This is a genomic window from Emcibacter sp. SYSU 3D8, from assembly GCF_039655875.1.
GTDB lineage: Bacteria > Pseudomonadota > Alphaproteobacteria > SMXS01 > SMXS01 > RI-34.
This window is the reverse complement of the sequence record NZ_JBBYXK010000003.1, coordinates 456,466-475,024: the sequence shown is the minus strand read 5'-3', so window position 1 is coordinate 475,024 and position 18,559 is coordinate 456,466. Positions and strand designations below refer to the sequence as shown.

14 protein-coding genes are annotated in these 18,559 nt (G+C 63.5%); 12 read left to right on the top strand and 2 right to left on the bottom strand.

Annotated features, from left to right (window positions below):
* From WJU21_RS13175 to WJU21_RS13165, 3 genes are read left to right on the top strand one after another with little or no spacing between them, the layout of a single operon-like run.
* Positions 1-1,455, top strand: a complete 1,455-nt coding sequence (locus WJU21_RS13175) for a CpaF family protein (RefSeq protein WP_346323903.1) — start codon at positions 1-3, stop codon at positions 1,453-1,455.
* Positions 1,452-2,468 (top strand): type II secretion system F family protein, encoded by a 1,017-nt coding sequence (locus WJU21_RS13170; RefSeq protein WP_346323902.1) that lies wholly within the window; start codon positions 1,452-1,454, stop codon positions 2,466-2,468. Before WJU21_RS13175 ends, WJU21_RS13170 begins: the two co-directional genes overlap by 4 nt.
* Positions 2,465-3,442: a type II secretion system F family protein gene (locus tag WJU21_RS13165; RefSeq protein ID WP_346323901.1), complete on the top strand. Its 978-nt coding sequence runs from the start codon at positions 2,465-2,467 to the stop codon at positions 3,440-3,442. Before WJU21_RS13170 ends, WJU21_RS13165 begins: the two co-directional genes overlap by 4 nt.
* A 10-nt stretch (positions 3,443-3,452) precedes the next feature.
* On the opposite strand, the gene WJU21_RS13160 is transcribed toward WJU21_RS13165, so the two are convergent.
* Positions 3,453-4,892, bottom strand: coding sequence for a tetratricopeptide repeat protein (locus tag WJU21_RS13160; RefSeq protein WP_346323900.1), 1,440 nt, complete (start codon positions 4,890-4,892; stop codon positions 3,453-3,455).
* Positions 4,893-5,394: 502 nt separating this feature from the next.
* Between WJU21_RS13160 and WJU21_RS13155 the strand changes: the two genes are divergently transcribed.
* The 5 genes from WJU21_RS13155 to WJU21_RS13135 all read left to right on the top strand — a co-directional run bounded on the left by WJU21_RS13155 (position 5,395) and on the right by WJU21_RS13135 (position 10,489).
* A complete protein-coding gene (locus tag WJU21_RS13155) occupies positions 5,395-5,880 on the top strand; it encodes a TadE family protein (protein ID WP_346323899.1) in 486 nt (161 codons plus the stop codon).
* Between the two features lie 8 nt (positions 5,881-5,888).
* Positions 5,889-7,178 (top strand): pilus assembly protein TadG-related protein, encoded by a 1,290-nt coding sequence (locus WJU21_RS13150; protein ID WP_346323898.1) that lies wholly within the window; start codon positions 5,889-5,891, stop codon positions 7,176-7,178.
* A gap of 127 nt (positions 7,179-7,305) precedes the next feature.
* Positions 7,306-7,758 (top strand): J domain-containing protein, encoded by a 453-nt coding sequence (locus WJU21_RS13145; protein WP_346323897.1) that lies wholly within the window; start codon positions 7,306-7,308, stop codon positions 7,756-7,758.
* A gap of 95 nt (positions 7,759-7,853) precedes the next feature.
* The gene (locus tag WJU21_RS13140; protein ID WP_346323896.1) at positions 7,854-9,443 is read left to right on the top strand and encodes a hypothetical protein; all 1,590 of its coding nucleotides are present in this window, start codon (positions 7,854-7,856) and stop codon (positions 9,441-9,443) included.
* Positions 9,440-10,489: an NAD-dependent epimerase/dehydratase family protein gene (locus WJU21_RS13135; RefSeq protein WP_346323895.1), complete on the top strand. Its 1,050-nt coding sequence runs from the start codon at positions 9,440-9,442 to the stop codon at positions 10,487-10,489. The genes WJU21_RS13140 and WJU21_RS13135 overlap by 4 nt, the downstream gene beginning before the upstream one ends.
* Before the next feature lie 12 nt (positions 10,490-10,501).
* Here the strand turns inward: WJU21_RS13135 and WJU21_RS13130 are convergent, their stop codons facing one another.
* Positions 10,502-12,388, bottom strand: coding sequence for an ATP-binding protein (locus WJU21_RS13130; protein WP_346323894.1), 1,887 nt, complete (start codon positions 12,386-12,388; stop codon positions 10,502-10,504).
* A gap of 236 nt (positions 12,389-12,624) precedes the next feature.
* On the opposite strand from WJU21_RS13130, the gene WJU21_RS13125 reads away from it, so the two are divergent.
* The 4 genes from WJU21_RS13125 (at position 12,625) to WJU21_RS13110 (ending at position 18,422) form a co-directional block, all read left to right on the top strand.
* Positions 12,625-14,067, top strand: coding sequence for an ATPase (locus tag WJU21_RS13125; RefSeq protein ID WP_346323893.1), 1,443 nt, complete (start codon positions 12,625-12,627; stop codon positions 14,065-14,067).
* Between the two features lie 254 nt (positions 14,068-14,321).
* The gene (locus WJU21_RS13120; RefSeq protein WP_346323892.1) at positions 14,322-15,452 is read left to right on the top strand and encodes an N-acetylneuraminate synthase family protein; all 1,131 of its coding nucleotides are present in this window, start codon (positions 14,322-14,324) and stop codon (positions 15,450-15,452) included.
* Between the two features lie 64 nt (positions 15,453-15,516).
* On the top strand, positions 15,517-17,358 hold the full coding sequence (locus WJU21_RS13115; RefSeq protein ID WP_346323891.1) for a thiamine pyrophosphate-binding protein: 1,842 nt from the start codon (positions 15,517-15,519) through the stop codon (positions 17,356-17,358).
* The gene (locus tag WJU21_RS13110) at positions 17,358-18,422 is read left to right on the top strand and encodes a class I SAM-dependent methyltransferase (RefSeq protein ID WP_346323890.1); all 1,065 of its coding nucleotides are present in this window, start codon (positions 17,358-17,360) and stop codon (positions 18,420-18,422) included. Before WJU21_RS13115 ends, WJU21_RS13110 begins: the two co-directional genes overlap by 1 nt.
* Positions 18,423-18,559 lie beyond the last annotated feature (137 nt).

Below are 18,559 nucleotides of genomic sequence, written 5' to 3'. Positions count from 1 at the left end.
ATGTTCGGTCGCCGTCCACCCAATGCCGATATCGGCGGGCGCAACCGGCCCCGGGTAGAACCGGCCGCCGAGGCACGGACCAACGTTCCCGATACGATTGCCGCCAAGGCCATCGAACCCGCGCCCACGGCGGGCATCGACGACGTCACCCATGCCATGGCCATGCAGAAGGGCGCACCGTCGCGCTCGACGGCCGAAGGCAACCGGGACGAGATCCTGGCCGAGGTGCTGGAGCGCATCGACGCCTCGACCGCCGTCCGGCTCTCGCGCGAGGATCTGCAATCCCAGCTCAGCGGACTGGTCGCCGAGATTCTGCTGGAGCGCCGTATCGTTCTTGGCCAGCGGGAGCAGCAAGACCTGACCCGCCAATTGGTGGACGAGATGGTCGGCTTCGGGCCGCTCGAGCCGCTGCTGAACGACGAGGGCGTCACCGACATCATGGTGAATGGTCCCAGCAAGGTCTATGTGGAGCGCGGCGGAAAGCTCACGCTGACCGACGTCACGTTCCGCTCGAACGCCCATGTCATGAACGTGGCCCAACGCATCGTCAGCCGCGTCGGCCGCCGTATCGACGAATCCGTGCCGCTGGTCGACGCCCGCCTGCCTGACGGCAGCCGGGTCAACATCATCGCACCGCCGCTGGCGCTGGACGGCACCTCGATCTCGATCCGGAAGTTCTCGCAAAAGAAGATCACGCTCGACGTCATGGCGCGGCAGAAGAATCTGTCCAACGCCATGGCCACCACACTCAAGATCGCCGCCGCCTCCCGCCTCAACATCCTGGTGTCCGGCGGCACGGGCTCGGGCAAGACCACCCTTCTCAACGCCCTGTCGCGGATGATCGACCTGGGCGAACGGATCGTCACCATCGAGGACGCCGCGGAGCTTCAGTTGCAGCAGCCGCATGTGGTGCGGCTCGAGACCCGGCCCATGAACATCGAGGGTCGCGGCGAAATCAACATGCGCGACCTGGTGAAGAACGCCCTGCGTATGCGTCCCGACCGCATCATCCTGGGCGAGATTCGCGGCGAGGAAGCCATCGACATGCTGCAGGCCATGAACACCGGCCACGATGGTTCGCTGAGTACGGTGCACGCCAATTCGTCCCGCGAGGCGCTGATCCGGATCGAGAACATGATCTCCATGGGCGGTCATTCCATGAGTGAGCGCGGTCTGCGCACCCAGATCGCCAATGCCATCGACATGATCGTGCAGATCGAGCGCATGCGCGACGGCATCCGCCGGATCACGCAGATTTCAGAGGTCCTGGGCCTTGAGGGCGACGTCATCCTGATGCAGGACCTGTTCACATTCGACTATGGCGGCGCGCTGCATGAAGGGCGACTGGTCGGCGACTTCAGGTACACCGGTCTGCGGCCTGCCTTCCTGAAGAAGGCCGGCTATTTCGGCTACGACCGCGTGCTGCTGGCCGCCCTCAACGAGAACCCGCAATGATTGAATTCCTGCAGGCGAATTCTCTCTTTGTGATCCTTGGCGCCGGCGTCGCGATCCTGGTGACGCTGTTGCTGATGGCCATCGGCTCCGCAGACGAACGCAGGCTGCAGAAGCGCCTGTCCCAGGTGGCCGCTACCGGCGGATTGCCCGTAACAGGTTCCGGCAAGAAGACCGATCCGTCGCTGCCCACCCTGAAGGCCGCCGCCAACCAGCGCCGCGCCTCGAAGGCTGCACAGGGCGGTGGAATTGGCTCGATATTGCCGAATATCGATCTGCTGACCCTGAGACTGGAGCGCGCGGGCCTCAATATCAGCGTGTCGACCATGCTGATCATCGCCGCCTGCCTGTCGCTGTTCGCGTTACTGCTGTTTGCGGTGATGCTGAAAATCCCCCTGGTGCTGGCACTGCTGGCGGCGATTGCCATTGGCATTGCGCTGCCGAGCTATTTTGTCTCCTCGGCCGGCAAGAAGCGCGCCAAGCGCTTCCTGAAGGACCTGCCCGATGCCATCGACCTGATCGTCCGCAGCGTCAAATCGGGACTGCCGGTGTCCGAGGCGATCTTTGCGATCTCCCGCGACCTCAAGGGTCCGGCCGCTGTCGAATTCACCAAGATCAGCGATCAGATGCGCATCGGCATCCCGCTCGACGAAGCCTTTGCCCGCTCAGTGAAGCGGATCGGCATCAGCGACTTCGCGTTCCTCGCCATTTCGCTGTCGATCACCCAGGAGACCGGCGGCAATCTGGGCGAGACACTGACCAACCTGTCGCGGCTGCTGCGGTTGCGGCAGCAGATGCACCTGAAGATTCACGCGCTCACGTCCGAGGCCCGCGCCTCGGCGATGATCGTCGGCAGCCTGCCCTTCCTGGTGGTCGGCGCGCTGACGGTGCTTAACCCCGACTACATCAACGTGCTGTTCACGGATCCGACGGGTCACAAGGTGCTGTACTTCGCTGGCGGCAGCCTGGGAATCGGGTTCTTCGTGATGAGCAAAATCGTGAAATTCGACTTTTGAACGCCATCAGCAACTTCTTCGCCAATGCCTCGGGCACCGAACTGGCTGCCGTGGGCGCCATGGTGGTCATCATGGCGGCGGTCTTCCTGGTCTGGGTGAACCTGATCGAGCGAGACCACCTGTCCAAGCGCATGCGGGAGATGGCGAGCCACAAGGATTCGGTCTACCGGCGCGAGACCGCAGCCCAGGCAAAGAGCTCGGTGCGCCGCCAGTTCCAGACCGTCAGCTTGTTCAACCGCCTGGGTTCGAACCTGCGCCGCGCCCAGACCGAACAGGCGACCAAGACCCGCCGATTTCTCTCCCAGGCCGGGTGGCGGTCCACCGAGGCGCTGGGCATCTATATCTTCATTTGCGCCATTATGCCGCTGGTCGGGGTGGTCATCGCCTTCCTGCTCTACAACACGGTGCCGGCGCTGCATGACAGGCCGCAGATCGTCAAGCTGGGCGGGCTCGTCCTGTTTGCGTTCCTCGGGTTCAAGCTGCCGGAATGGGTGGTCGGATGGGTCGTCAAGAAGCGCAAGGAAAAGCTCGACCGCGCGCTGCCCGATGCGCTTGACCTCATGGTGGTGTGTACCGAGGCCGGACTGGGACTCGATGCCTCGTTTCAGCGGGTATCGGGCGAAATCGGCCAAAGCCATCCGGTGCTTGCCGACGAGCTGATGCTGACCTCGGTCGAGTTGAACATCCTGCCCCGTCGGCAGGAGGCGTTGGACAACATGCTGCACCGGACCGGCACCACGTCCATCGAATCCGTGGTCAACACGCTCGGCCAGACGGAACGGTACGGCACACCGCTCGGACAGTCGTTCCGCGTCCTCGCAAGCGATTTCCGGGAACAGCGCATGCTCAAGGCGGAAGCCAAAGCCGCGCGCTTGCCCGCCATCCTGACCGTACCGCTGGTGGTGTTCATCCTGCCGTCGCTGTTCGCGGTGCTGCTGGGACCGGCCGTCATCAAGTCGCTCGACGCGTTCTAGCTTCCGGGCCTCAGGGCTGGCCGGAATCGGCCGGCGGCGGATCTGCACTCTCGGTCCTGACAGCCGAAGCCTGCCGCGGCTCACATGCCAATCCCGCACCGCGAACCGCCAGGCAGGCGCCGCGTGCATCCTCGTCCCCCCAGAATGGCCCCGCCAGCAGCCGTCTTCCGATCCCTTCCGGTTCCAGATAATGCACTGCCTGGGCGAATTTTGCCTGCTGCCTGACCTGCTGCCAGACGTCGCGCGCCGCCACATCGGTTTCGAATACACCCAGGTCGACGACCCAGGGTTGCCTCACTCGCACGGGCTGGGACTTCCGCTCCGATTGCGCCGCAGGAGCAGCCACGGGTGCCGTGGGGCCAGCCTCGGCTACCGTTGCAGGAGATGCCGGTGATCCGGCAGCCTGTGAGGAGGTCGATGCCTGGGCTGGGGGAGCAGGCGGCGCCGCGGCCTCGACCGCCTTTTCGGAACTGGCAGGCGCGGCGCCGTCGGGCGGCGCAGCCGGTGGTGGCGCGGCTGGCACAGCCGGCATGGGCTGTGCCGCCACCTGACCCGACGGCTTGGCTTCCGGCGTTGCGGCCGTTGGTCGGGCGGGCGCGGAAACGGCCGCAGCCGCAGGCGATGCAGACTGCGACATTGCCACCGATGTGCTCTGTTCGGCATCGAACAGCACCTGCATGGTTGCATAGGTTGCCATGTTGCTGGCCACGTCATCGGGCGACAGGTCCTGGCTGGCCAGCGCCTGAGCCTTTTCCGTCTTGCCGAGCAGCCCATAGAGCAGCGCAAGATTCTGCCGGTGCTGAATGGTCGAGGTGCCGGAGGCATAAATGCGCTCCAGGATATCGATCGCCTCCGGCACCTTGCCGGAAAGGGCGTAGGACATGGCCTGGTTGTTCTGTATGGACTGGTTCGTGGATGCCAGCGCCATGGCTGACTTGTACTGAGCCTGCGCGGCGTCATGGCGTCCCAGCATGTCAAGGCAGACGCCGCGCCCGTTCATCGCCTTGACGTCAAGCGGATTGCTGGCCAGCGCCGAATCATACTGAACCAGGGCCGCTTCGGGCCGAGACAGCCATGCAAGGGCCCGGCCATTTCCCCGCCGGATGATCGGGCTGTCGTAGCCCGCCTTCAAGGCTGCCGCAAAAACTGCGGCGGCCTCGTTCGGCGCGCCCAGAGTCAGCAGGATCTCGCCCCGCCGCTCGTAAATCTGTCCACTGGCATTGCCACTGGCGATCAGCTGGCCGTAGAAGCCCTGCGCCGACACCAGATCGCCCGACCGTTCCGCGGCGCTGGCAAGCGTGGCCGTGACCAGCCCTTTGTCCGGTTGACGCAGCCCCTGCGTTTTCGCGGCCGGCGCAGAGCCGGACTGGCAACCGGATAGCGCCAGCGACCACACCAGAATGCAGGCGCCGACATACTTCTTCGCCAAACCGTCCGTCTCGACTGCCACCGTCGCCCCGCTCCTCGTTGGACCAACACACTAGCCTGACTTCCTCGGCCTAGAAAGCGCCGACCCGCCCTCATGCCGCACCGGCCGACCCTGGGGGCGCGAAACAGGTGGCTTTCCCTCCACGGCACATAATCCTTTCAGATTAGTCAGATACATTGATAAAAATTGAAATAAATCCAGCCCGTGGCGCGGCGCGGGCGTACTGACTCAGCATAGAAGACCAAACTATTCCCCTATCCGATTTGTTAATTAAAAATATGTATCAATTATCATGGCTGAAGATACGGACACGGTATTTTTTTTAGTTATTTACAACAAATAGTACTTAAGTTTTACCATGTTTTTGACGCATTTTTGATTTCCCGCATAATCTTCCAACCGCGCCATCTTAAGGGATATGCATGCCGTATACCTGACGCGATTCCGCGCTCTTCAGTAATTAATAGATTTCGCCGACATTCAGGAATATTGTGGCCGCATAATGAATCGTGCGGCACACGTGATGGCAACGAATCGAACCCGTTTGCGTCTTGCACCGACCCTGTCTGCTCTGCGCTTCCGGCGCGAGAGAACGGGGTCCGCCGTTGTCGAGTTCGCGCTGCTGGCGCCGGTTCTTTTCCTGATGCTGATCGGGATGTTCCAGTTCGGCATCATGATCAACAACTACATCCAGGTGACCGAGGGCGTGCGCGTCGCAGGCCGGACCCTGGCGATTTCCCGCGGCTCCGATACGCCTTGGACATCGACAAGAACCGCGCTCTTCGGTTCCGCGCCGGGGCTCACTCAGGGAAACTTCAGCACAATCAGCCTGAAGATAAACGGCGCCCCCTGCGTCAGTGACAGTAATTGCAAAACGAAGCTGACTTCCGCGCAAGGCCAGGATGCTGAGTTCATGGCAAGTTACAATTGCACCAGCCTGATCGTCTACGGCACCAACTTCATGCCAAATTGCTCGCTTTCGAGCACTACCACCATCCGTATCGAATGAGGTAGATCATGTCGCTCCTGCGTAGGGCTTGCGCCGACACAAAGGGCTCGGTAGCGATCATCGTGGCCATTGCCATGATCGCCCTTCTCGGCGTCACCGCGATCGTCGTCGATATCTCGTATATCTACAACGTCCGGCGGCAATTGCAGAACGCGACCGACCAGTCCGCCCTGGCGGGGGCGCAGAATATCTATCAGGGATCGGCCGTATCCACGGCCAACAGCTACAGCGCGACCAGCGGCAACAAGAATGTCTCACCCGGGGTCACGGTCACCATGGTCAGCGGCTATCCGCTGCTGAAGTGCCTGAGTTCGACCGGGCTGCCCTGCGCCGGCACCCCGCCGGCGAATGCCATCACCGTGATGCAGACGGCCACGGTGCCGTTGTTCTTTGCCCGCATCTTCGGCAAGAACACCGCCGACATCACCGTCCAGGCGACAGCGAGCGCCGCCGGCAACCAGCCCAAACCCTACAACATCATATTGATCATCGACACCACCGGCTCGATGGACACCAATGACGGCAATTGCAACGGCACGACCCAGACACGCATCACCTGCGCCAAGCTGGGCGGTCAGCAATTGCTGAAGGGCATGTATCCCTCGATGGATCAGGTCGGGCTGATGACATTTCCCGGCGTCAGTTCCGCCACCAAGACCAAGCACTACAATTGCAGCACCGACGAGGCATCCTCGGTCGCGTACAACGCCTCGCCCACCTACTCGATCGTTGCGCTGTCCAACGACTACAAGGCCAGCGACGCATCGACCACGCTGGTGACCGGATCGAACCTGGTGCGCGCCTTCGGCGGGGGCGGTTCGGGCTGCGCCCAGGGCATGGGCACGCCAGGCGGTCAGGGCACCTATTTCGCCGACGTGATCAGCGCAGCCCAGACGCAACTGCTCGCCAACGCGACAACCGGCACGCAGGCGATCATCATCCTGCTCAGCGACGGCGATGCTGGGGCGACCTCCAGCAAGGTCGGAAGCGCCAAGTATGACGATCAGTGCCAGCAGGCGGTGAACGCCGCCGCGGCGGCCAAAAACGATGCAACGACGAAGACCTGGATTTATGCCGTCGCCTACAGCGCGCCCACCTCGGGCGGATGCAACAGGGACAGCCCCTATATCTCGCCCTGCAACACCATGAAGGCGATTGCATCGAGCGATGACAAGTTCTTCGCCAGCGGCGGCAGTTGCACCTCGCCGGTGAACAACATGTCCGATCTGGTCTCCATTTTTGCTCGGATCCAGTCCAGCCTGACATCGCCGCGGCTGGTGCCCGACAACACCACCTGATCCCTCGTTCACGATTGGCGGAACGGCGTGCTATTGAGTTTGACTTGCCGTTCTTACATGGCCGATGCTCGCTCGGTGGCGATCAGGGGTCGTCAACCGTTTGCCTTTATTGGAAGTTCGAGCGGCGATGCAGAATCAGCAACACGTTGAGAAACAGCGCATCCTGGTCGAAGTCCAGCTGAGCACCGGTGTCAGCCTGTTCGGCTACATGTATGCAGGCCGGGGCACGCGCGTGTCCGACGTCCTTAACGACGCCCGCGCCTTCCTGCCGTTCGAGAACGTCGATGGCAAGACCACGCTGCATGCCAAGACCGCCGTGCTGCAGGTTTTTGAAATCTGCAATGTCAGCCACTACATGTCGCAAACCGATCCTTACTTCCTGCTGGGTGTCCGGCGCAGCGACGAGATGGATGTTGTCCAGCGCGCCTTCCATCAGCAGATCTCGGTGTGCCATCCGGACCATTTCCTTCACCGCAACCCGCCGCAGGCGCTGATCAAGGTGCTCGCGGAGATTTCGCAGCGGCTCAACACGGCCTACCAGGCCATCAAGTCCGAACGGCGAATCACCACCGACGACTGACGCCGGCAACCGGTCGGCCGCGACGGCGTTGTCCGGAAGAAGGGGAATGGCTACTCTCGGCTCCTGGGCGGCAATCTCACCGGAGACCTGGAGACTTGCAACTGTTCGGCGACGCCAGCGGCCGTAACGACGACATGACGGACGCAGGGCGTGCGATGACGCCCCGGCGGTCAATGACCGTCCCTCCCGAGCTTGTCATGGTGATGGCTGCTGCCTTCGCCATCAGGCTGGCGGTCCATTATCTGCTTCCCAACATTGTCTATCCCGACGAGATTTTTCAGGTTACCGAACCCGCCCACCGGCTGGCCTTCGGCACCGGGCTGATGAGCTGGGAATGGCATGTCGGCATCAGATCGTGGCTGCTGCCCGGCTTCTTCGCCGCGCTGATGTGGCTGGGCGCGCTGATGGGCGACGCACCGTGGCTGGTCAACCTGCCGATCGCCATCTTCATGGCGGCGGCTTCCTGCATACCGGTCGCCTGCGCCTATGGCTGGGGCCGGGCCGTATCCCGGCGCACAGGCGGCTTTGTTGCGGCCGGTTTCTGCGCGGTCTGGATCGACCTGGTCTACATGTCCAACCACACGCTGACCGAAGTGGTTGCCGCCAACTTCATGGTGCTCGGGCTGTATCTGGCCTATCCGGGCACCGAAGCCGCGGTGTCGCGCCGGCGGCTGTTCTGGTCCGGCGTGATGTTCGGCGTGGCGTTCATCCTACGCTTTCACCTGTCGCCCGCGCTGGCCGTCGCGGCGCTCGGCATTTGCGGGACGCGAGGCTGGCGTCCCTGGGCGGTATTCCTGGCGGGCGCGTTACTGCCCGTGGCCGTTCAGGCGGCGCTGGACTGGGTGACGCTGGGTATGCCGCTCCAGTCCATCTGGCTCAATTTCTGGCTCAACGTGGTCGTCGGCGTCAGCAAGGGCGCGGGCGTAAGCCCGTTCGCCACGCTGCTTGTCATGCCGCTGCAGGTCTGGGGTCCGATCGGATTTCTTCTGGTTGCCGCCGCCATCGGCATTGGCGCACGCCGCCTTCCCCTGCTGCTGCTGGTCGCGCTGACCATCTTCCTCACCCATTCGTTCGTCGCGCATAAGGAATATCGTTTCATCTATCCGGCAATGCCGCTGCTGGCCGTGCTGGCGGGCGTGGGCACGAGTTGGATCGCCGGGCGTGTCATCGAGACCCGCAAGCTGCGAACGGGCGGGCGGGCGACGCTTGCCTGCACCCTGCTGCTGGGCTGGTCTGTATTGTCGCTGTCGATCGGCGCATCCGACATGTTCAAGATTCCGTGGACCCGCGCGCGTTCCCAATTGCTGGCTTTCGACGCTATTTCGCGGGATCCGGCGGCCTGCGGGGTCGGCATCTATGAGATGTTCTGGACGACCACCGGCGGACACACTTCGCTGCCGCGCGGCATGCGGCTGTACGACACCACCGCCGCAACGCTGCCCAGAGAATCCGCCGCCTACAACGTCATCGTGGCGGAACGCGGCACGGCGGTTCCAGATCCGTCCTATGAACTGACCGCCTGCTTTGCGGGCGACAGGGACCGCGCCGGCAAAGCGCACCGGCAGGATTGCCTGTGGCGGCGCCCGGGAACGTGCAGCCCTGACGCCGCGCCGGAACCCGGCCCGATCTGGTACAAGTTCGAAGCGGCGCGGCGCTATCTTCCCGACCGCCGGGGTCCGCCATGATCCCCGACGGCTTCAGCCTGTTCAGGAACGACCTCGACTATATCGGCGCCGGTGTGCGCCCGCTGCGCGGCGCGCTGGCCGGCGCATCGATCCTGGTCACCGGCGCCACCGGCTTTTTCGGCATGTGGCTTGTCGAAGGCCTGTTATGGGCCAGCACGGCGCACGACCTGAGCCTTCGGGTAACGATGCTCAGCCGCGATGGACCTCGTTTTCTGGCCGGACGGGGCCGCCACCTGGGCGTCCACCCCAATCTCACGGTCCTGTCCGGCGACGTCGCATCGTTCGATGATCACGGCCACCGGTTCACCCATATCATCCATGCGGCCAACGAGGGTGCTGCCGGGCACGCCGCCAGCCGGCACATAGGAACTGCCATTGGCGGTACGCGCCATATCATCGATCTGGCTGCGGCGCACGGCACCGAGGCGGTGCTGCTGACCTCGTCCGGCGCCGTCTATCGCCCCCTGGACCCGCCATCGTCCGGCGCATCCGCTGAAGGACCGGCGGGCGCGGCGGATTACACCGTCTATCGTGCGGTCTATGCCGAAGCCAAGCGGATGACGGAGACCATGCTCGCGGCCGGCAGTGAACAGCACGGCTTCAGGGCGGCCATCGCCCGCTGCTTTGCCTTCACCGGCGCCTACCTGCCGCTCGACGGCGGGCAGGCCATGGGCAACTTCGTCGGTGACGCCCTTGCCGGCCGCAAGATCGGGGTGGCCGGCGACGGTACGGCGGTGCGCTCCTATCTGTACGGGGCCGATCTTGCCATCTGGCTGCTGACGGTTCTGGTCAGGGGAAAGAGCGGCCGGCCCTACAATGTGGGCGGCGACGAGGCGATGACGGTCGCGGAGCTGGCCCGCCTGGTGAGCGCGGCGGCAGGCGATACCGGCGTCGAGATACGCGGCGCGGCCCAGCCGGGCGCGACGGCGGACATCTACCTGCCGGACCTGACGCGAAGTGCGGGGGAACTTGGCCTGCGTGCCGGCATCCCGACCCGGGACGCCATCCGCCGAACGCTGGACTGGTATACTGTGAAACGGCGATAAGCGAGACGGCGCTCAGGCGACCTGGGCTTGAGCGCGCGGTGTCTGGCGCGCAACCGTGGCCGCCAGGTCGTCCTTGGTAAAGGGCTTCAGCAGAACGCTGGCGTGATCGCCCATGCCCGAGAGTTCCTTGTCGAACTTCTCGGCATAGCCGGTGGTGATCACGACCCGAAGGTCCGGCTTGGCCTTGATGGCACGGTCGGCGAACTGCAGACCATTGTAGGCGCCGGGCATGACCACATCGGTCAGCAGAATCTCCACCTCGGGATGGCGCTGAAGGAATAGAAGGCCCTCGACGGCGTTGTCCTTCGAGTAAACCTTGTAACCGATGGACTCGACCATCTGCACGATCATGTTGCGGACATCGTCGTCATCATCGACGACGAGCACGGTCTCCTCACCCTTTCGCATGGCGGCAACGACGGATGATTGCGCAGCCGGCTTGGCGGCGGCCTCGACCTCTGGCAGCCACATGGTAAAGACGGTGCCGCGGCCAGGCTCGCTGTCGACCCGGATCGTGCCGCCCGAGCGCTGGACGAAGCTGTAAACCATGGCCAGTCCCAGGCCGCTGCCCGCGTCATGGGCCTTGGTGGTATAGAACGGCTCGAAGATGTGCTGCCTGACCTCCGGGGACATGCCCACGCCGGTGTCGCGAACCTCGAGCACGATATAGCGGCCCGGCGCCAGGCCAGGCATCGTCTCGGCGCCGCCTTCCTCGACGGCGACGGCGCGGCTGGTGATGCTCAGAATGCCGCCGCCGGGCATGGCGTCGCGCGCATTCACGGCCAGGTTGAGCAGCGCGTTCTCGAAGGCGTTCGGGTCGATCACCGTGTTGCCCAGACCATCGGCCAGGATCTCGTCGATCTTGACCTTGCCGCCCAGGGTCCGCTCCAGAAGCGGCGTGACGCCCTGGATCAGATCGTTGAGGTCTACGGACACGGGGTTGTCGGGCTGGCCCTTGGAGAACGCGAGCAGGCGCCGGGTCAGCTGCGAGCCGCGATCGCCCGCCATCTTGATCTGCTTCAGGAACCGGGTGTCCGGCGATGTATCGGCCTCCTTGCCCTCGAGCAGGAAGTCGATGTTGCCCATGATCACCTGCAACAAATTGTTGAAGTCGTGGGCAATGCCGCCGGCCAACTGGCCAACCGCCTCCAGCTTCTGGGCCTGCGCGAGCTGCTGTTCGATATCGCGGTTCCTGCGCTCCAGATCCCGTTCGTCGGTGATGTCGCGGAACCACAGGATGGCGCCATCCACCTTGCCGTCCTCGGCATGGAGCGGCACCGCCGATTCGAGCAGCCTGACTTCGCGTTCGGAATTCGGCAGAGCGAGGAGCAGTTCCTCCTCCAGCACCGTCATTCCGGAAAGGGCGAGCGTCGACGGCCGCTTGCTCTTGGGCAGCATGGCGCCCGTATGCGGGTCCACATACCGGGCCGCCTCGAGGAACTTGTCTCGGAACAGGCCGATATCGATGTAGCGGCGGGCTGCCCGGTTGGCATAGAGCACGGTCTTGCGCGCGTCCATGATGACCAGGCCTTCGCTGAGGCCTTCGATCGCCTGGGTCAGCAGGAAACTCTTGCGGGAATTGTCGGCATTGAGCGCGGCCAGCTGCTGGCCCTGGATGTTGGACTTGTTGCGGTACTGCACCGCCAGCAGGATCGCGAACAGCATGGGAATGCTGCTGGCGGCCAGAAATGCCCGGCTGATATTCGACGTGGGGCCCGGAATGTCGATCAGGCCGGTCTGGACGCCAACGCCCAGAGCGATCAGCACCACCGAAATAGTCCCGAACAAGATCCGAAGGGTTCGGACCGTAATCAGCAGGTAAAGCGAGACAAAGGCAGTGGCGCCCCAGACAACGGCGCCGCCGATATCCAGTCCAGCCAAGGACTCAGTGACGAGCATCGACACCTCCTTGCGCCGCAAGGCGGACACGAGTCAGCGCGTCGTCAGGCACGGGGTCGTCCCGCCGCCAGCTTTTGTCGCATTTACTCAATCGGAGCGCCCAAATCGCCCATAACGGGTACAGCGTAACATCGAGACCAGTCCCCCGGAAGTTTCTCTGCACCTATTGTGGGTGCTACGCCGCATTTGTGGCATTATCAGGGCGAGGGCGGTTTGGGATTCGAGGAGTACACCGGGTGGCACTAGGCGCGGAACTGGTGAAGGCTGGCTATATCCGGCCCGAAGACGTTGAACTTGCACTTGAACGCCAGCGTGCCAGCGGCCAGCCGCTGGGCGAATGCCTGATGGCCATCGGCGCGATTACGAGCGAAGGGCTGGACAGCTTCTTCAATTATTCGGTGCCGCCTGTCGTCAAGATCGAGGACACCGGCCTGAACCGTTTCTTCGTGCTCGACCTGATGCTGAAGATCATGTTCTCGTATGGCAGCGAGACCAAGCGGGCCGTCGCCGACGAGATCAAGCTGCCGCTCGCCATCGTCGACAAACTCATGGACCTTGCCTATGAACGGCGGTTGGTGGAATCCATGGGTGCCACCGACCAGGCCCGCCTGTCGTCGGAATTGCGCTATGGCCTGAGCGAACTGGGCCGCACCGCGGCCATTCGCGCGCTCGAACTGTCCAACTATGCCGGTCCGGCGCCTGTCACCCTGGAACAATTCTCGGCCCAGGCCGAGCGCCAGCGCATCATCAACGACCGCGTCGACACGGAGCGGCTGAAAAAGTCGCTGTCACGCCTGACACTGCCGCCAGGTCTGGTCGAGCGTCTCGGCCCCGCCGTCAATTCCGGCCGCTCGCTGCTGCTTTACGGCGAGCCCGGCAACGGCAAGACCTCCATTGCCGTGGCGATCGCCGACAGCTTCGAGCAATATATCTATGTACCCTATGCGCTGGCGGTCGGCTCGCAGGTCATCAACATCTATGACCCGTCGCTGCATCAGTCCATTTCCACCGACCGGGACACGCAGGACGCCGCCTCGGAAATGCCGGCCCTGTTCACGCCGTCCGGGGATCCACGCTGGCTGCGCTGTCACCGGCCCATCGCCATTACCGGCGGCGAGCTGACCATGAAGATGCTGGACATCAACTACAACGAGCAGCTGCGCTACAGCGAGGCGCCCTTGCACCTGAAGGCGGTGAGCGGCGTGCTGCTGATCGACGATCTGGGCCGGCAGGAAGCACGCGTCGAGGACATCCTCAACCGCTGGGTATTTCCGCTGGAGCGCGGCATCGACTTCCTGACCCTGCATACCGGCAAGAAGTTCGCCGTGCCCTTTGGCGGGCTGATCATCTTCTCGACCAACAAGCCGCCCTCGGCGCTGGTGGACGAGGCCCTGCTGCGGCGCATCCCGTACAAATATTATATCGGGCCGCCGACGATGGACGAGTACATCAAGATATTCAAAGAGGTCTGTGAAGACGCGAACATGAAATATTCGCAGGAGCTGGTGGATGATCTGATCCGCAGCTTCTATCCGAAGTACAACCTGCAGCTTGCCCGGTTCCATCCCGGTTTCATGATCCGCCACATCATGGCGACCTACCGGTATGAGGGAAAAAGTGCGGAACTGACCCGGGACGTCTTGTTCGAGGCCGCCGAACACCTGATCGTCAAGGACTGAGCAGAAAATCTGTATGTCGTTCGCAGCGGCCGGCGCGGGATGGAGTCTCGCCAGTTCTTGTCCGTCTCGGCCTTGTTCATGTCTCTTTACTGGAGCCGTGTTTCAAATTTTATCAACATTGCCAGCTGTTCTGGCGGGAACCGGCAATTCGGTTGTACCAGTCGCGGTTTGTTCTGTATCATGGCGGGCCTTGAAAAGGGCTGGGCCAACAGCGCGCGACGGGGCAACCGTCACGTGCAACAGGATGAGAGCGCATGAAGAATGCGATATTCGAGGACCTGTTCGTCCTCGAACTTGCCAATAACCATTGGGGGTCGCTCGAGCGGGGCCTGAAGATCATCGGCGACTTCGGCCAGGTGGTGCGCTTCAATAATGTCCGCGCGTCGATCAAGCTGCAATTCCGCGACGTCGACAGCTTCGTGCACAAGGACCACCGCCAGCGCGAGGACGTCCGCTACATCAAGAAGACCGTCGCCACCCAGATGCCTTGGGACTCGCTGCGCGCCATGGTCAAGGCGGTGCGCGCCCAGAGCATGCTGAGCATGGTGACGCCGTTCGACGAGACCTCGGTGGACAAGGCGGTGGAGTTCGGCGTCGACATCCTCAAGCTGGCGAGTTCGGACATCCGCGACTGGATCCTGATCGAGAAGATCGCCGCGACCCGCAAGCCGGTGATCGCCTCGACCGGCGGCTCGTCGCTGCGCGACATGGACGACCTGATCACCTTCTTCAACCGGCGCGGCATCCCCTTCGCGCTCAATCATTGCGTATCGATCTACCCGTCCCACGATTCCGAGATCGAGCTGAACCAGATCGACTTCCTGAAGAACCGCTATCCCGACAACGTCATCGGCTTCTCCACCCACGAACAGACCGACTGGCAGTTCTCGGTGATGATGGCCTATGCCAAAGGCGCGCGGACCTTCGAGCGCCATGTGGACATCGACTATCAGGGCGTGCCGGTATCGCCCTATTGCACCCTGCCCGAGCAGGCCGACCAGTGGTTCAAGGCATTCAAGAAGGCGCAGGAGATGTGCGGCGCACCCGGCACCGCCAAGCGCATTCCGCCGGAGAAGGAGGTCAAGTACCTCAACGAACTGGTGCGCGGCGTCTATGCCAGGGCCGACCTGCCGGCGGGCCATGTGCTGACCGACGAAGACGTGTATCTGGCGATCCCGCTGCTCAAGGGCCAGCTCTCGTGCCGCGAACTGATGCGCGGCGAGGTGCTGAGAGCGCCGGTGACACAGGACGCGCCGATCAACCTGGGCGATATCGACAGCCCCTATTCGGCGGATTCCGCACTTCGCAGGATGATCGACGACCGCGGCGTCTCGCCCCTGCCCGCCGAGCCGGACGCGCGCCTGCGGCTGGCGTCGAAGGACTGATGCGCCGCCGCGGCTACCCTGCACGCCGGCGCCCGATTGCTTTTCCCTGCCGACTGGACTGACCATGCGCGTTGCCGACTATATCGCCCTCCGCCTCGCCGATGCGGGGCTGAGCCATGTGTTCATGGTGACGGGCGGCGGCGCCATGCACCTCAACGACGCCTTCGGCCGCCAGAAGCGGCTGGCGACCGTGTGCTTCCACCACGAGCAGGGCTGCGCCATGGCGGCCGACGGCTATGCCCGGCTGGGCGGCAAGGCGGCAATCCTGAACGTGACCACCGGCCCCGGCGGCATCAACGCGCTGAACGGCGTGTTCGGCGCCTATACGGACAGCCTGCCGATGATCGTGGTGTCGGGGCAGGTGCGCCGCGAGACCATTGCCGGCAACTTCCCGATCGGCCTGCGCCAGCTGGGCGACCAGGAGGTCGACATTGTCCGCATGGTGGACGGCATCACCAAATATGCGGTGACGGTGCAGGACGCCTCGCGCATCCGTTATGAACTGGAGCTGGCGATCCATCTGGCCACGTCGGGCCGGCCCGGGCCGGTCTGGATCGACGTGCCGATCGACATCCAGGGCTCCCAGGTCGATCCGGAGACGCTGGAAGGCTTCGACCCCGCCACGGGACAGGACCGGATCGCCGCCATCACCCCGACGGAAGCGGGCGCCCTGGACGGCGACGCGCTGCGTCAGGCCGCGCGGCAGGTCGTCGAACTGCTGCGCGGCGCCGAACGCCCGTGCATCCTGCCGGGAACCGGCGTGCGCATCGCCGGTTGCGCCGACCTGTTCCTCGACGTCGCGGCGCGGATCGGCGCACCCGTCGCCACCGCGTTCAATGCCCACGACCTGATGGCCAACGACCATCCGCTCTATGCCGGCCGGCCCGGCACCGTCGGCGACCGGCCCGGCAACTTCGCGGTGCAGAACGCCGACTTCCTGCTGGTGCTGGGCTGCCGGCTGAACATCCGCCAGATCAGCTACAATTGGGACTCGTTCGCCCGCGCCGCTCATGTGGCCATGGTCGACATCGACCGGGCCGAACTGGCAAAGCCCACCCTGTCGATCGACCTGCCCATCCACGCCGACCTGACCGCATTCCTGACCGTCCTGCGCGAGGAACTGGCCGGATACCAGCGGCCGGCCGCCCACGCCGATTACGTGGCGTGGTGCAGGGAAAGGCTGGCGCGCTATCCGGTGGTGCTGCCCGACTACCGCAAGAATACCGGCACGCTGAACCCCTATTGCTTCGCCGACAGCCTGTTCGGCGCCATCACCGACGACGACGTGGTGGTGACCGGCGACGGCACCGCCTGCGTCGTCACCTTCCAGGCCGCCGACATCAAGGCCGGCCAGCGGCTGTTCTCCAATTCGGGCAGCGCCTCCATGGGCTATGACGTGCCGGCGGCCATCGGCGCGTATTACGCCAACAGCGGCAGGCGGGTGATCAGCCTGGCGGGCGACGGCAGCATCATGATGAACCTGCAGGAGTTGCAGACCATCGCCGGCCTCGGCTTGCCGGTGAAGGTGTTCGTGCTGAACAACAACGGCTATCTGTCGATCCGCCAGACCCAGGAGAACTATTTCCCCGACAGCATCATCGGCTGCGGCCCCGAGAGCGGCGTGACCTTTCCCGATTTCGTCAAGCTGGGCGCGGCGCTGGGCTTTGGCGTGCGCCGCATCGAGCACCCCGGCGACCTGGACCGGGGCATCGCCGCAACGCTCGCGGCCGAAGGGCCGCAGCTGTGCGAGGTGATGCTCGATCCCGGCCAGGGTTTCGCGCCCAAGCTGAGTTCGCGCAAGCTGGCCGATGGCCGCATGGTGACCTCGCCGCTTGAAGACATGGCCCCGTTCCTGTCGCGGGAGGAACTGGCCGAGAATATGGTCATTCCGTTGCTGGAGCCGTGATGACCGCCGCAGCCCATCATCAGTGCATGGTTTGCGGCGGTGAGACTGTGTCCATCGTGACGACGGCTATTGGCGAGCGGGCCTATTGCCGGAACTGTTTTCATGGATGGCGGCTCGAAGCACCATCATTTGAATATTCGACGGTCGCCATGTGCTCGATGGTCACCACGCTCGAGCGGCAAGAGTCCCAGGCTGCATTCATCGCGCCATTCCTGAATTCTGAACCACGGATACTGGAAATCGGCTGCGCCGGCGGTGAGCTTGCCGCGACGCTGCGCCGCGCTTTTCCCGGGTGCTGGTACGAAGCTGTCGAGCCGTCGCCGATGGCGGAAAAGGCCATGAATCATGTCGATCGCCTTCATACCCGGCCGCTGGATCGCCTTCTGGCAGATCGCGAGGTGGGCGACAATTTCGACCTGATCGTGATGTCGCACCTGCTGGAGCACCTGCCTGATCCGCAGGGCGTTATCCAGTCGCTGTCAGGCCTGCTTTCCCCCGGCGGCACGCTTTTCCTGGAGGTGCCGAACCGCTCCGGCCATCGGGGATTGCCACTGGACGACAACATCTCGCATCTGCACTTCTTTTCTCCGTCGTCGCTCCTGCGATTGCTCTCAAATGGCGGCTTCGAGGCGCAGGCCGTAGCAACCGGCGCCCGGCTGGATGCCAGATATGCCGACTCTCTCAGAATTATGGCGAGGCGCTTCGCCCCACCGCAACCGGACAGAACGTTATTGAGCGCAGACCCGGCATTCGCTCACGAAGGCAGTATCGTGGTTTGGGGGGCAGGCAGTGTCGCACTGGAAGTGCTGGCGAACTTTCTGGATCCGGCAAAGATCGACTTCTTCATAGACAAAAACCCGGCAAAATACGGGTCGATGTGCTTGGGTAAGCTCGTCAAGGCTCCTGCGGCACTCGGGAGCACACCTCGCACCATACTGATCGCCAGCGTCGATTTCGGCGAGGAAATCAGCCGAGAAATACTGCGACTCTATCCAGACGCAGGTCACAGACTCATTCTTGTGAGCGAGATACTTGACCGAGGACTGGACGGCATAAAGCGTTGATATGGCGACCCGGCACCCACTATTACCCCGGTCCTGCAATTTCATTGGCGTACCTATGGCACTGTCCAATTGTGATATGCGTCCAAAAGGCGCGGTATTTGAATCCTTGCGCGCCCGGATTTGTTTGGAGGTTTTTG

Bases quoted from the DNA above. Each gene is read 5' to 3' on its own strand.
- WJU21_RS13175 (WP_346323903.1), top strand. From the start codon at position 1: ATGTTCGGTCGCCGTCCACCCAATGCCGATATCGGCGGGCGCAACCGG.
- WJU21_RS13170 (WP_346323902.1), top strand. From the start codon at position 1,452: ATGATTGAATTCCTGCAGGCGAATTCTCTCTTTGTGATCCTTGGCGCC.
- WJU21_RS13155 (WP_346323899.1), top strand. From the start codon at position 5,395: ATGGCAACGAATCGAACCCGTTTGCGTCTTGCACCGACCCTGTCTGCT.
- WJU21_RS13150 (WP_346323898.1), top strand. From the start codon at position 5,889: ATGTCGCTCCTGCGTAGGGCTTGCGCCGACACAAAGGGCTCGGTAGCG.
- WJU21_RS13145 (WP_346323897.1), top strand. From the start codon at position 7,306: ATGCAGAATCAGCAACACGTTGAGAAACAGCGCATCCTGGTCGAAGTC.
- WJU21_RS13135 (WP_346323895.1), top strand. From the start codon at position 9,440: ATGATCCCCGACGGCTTCAGCCTGTTCAGGAACGACCTCGACTATATC.
- WJU21_RS13130 (WP_346323894.1), bottom strand. From the start codon at position 12,388: ATGCTCGTCACTGAGTCCTTGGCTGGACTGGATATCGGCGGCGCCGTT.
- WJU21_RS13120 (WP_346323892.1), top strand. From the start codon at position 14,322: ATGAAGAATGCGATATTCGAGGACCTGTTCGTCCTCGAACTTGCCAAT.
- WJU21_RS13115 (WP_346323891.1), top strand. From the start codon at position 15,517: ATGCGCGTTGCCGACTATATCGCCCTCCGCCTCGCCGATGCGGGGCTG.
- WJU21_RS13110 (WP_346323890.1), top strand. From the start codon at position 17,358: ATGACCGCCGCAGCCCATCATCAGTGCATGGTTTGCGGCGGTGAGACT.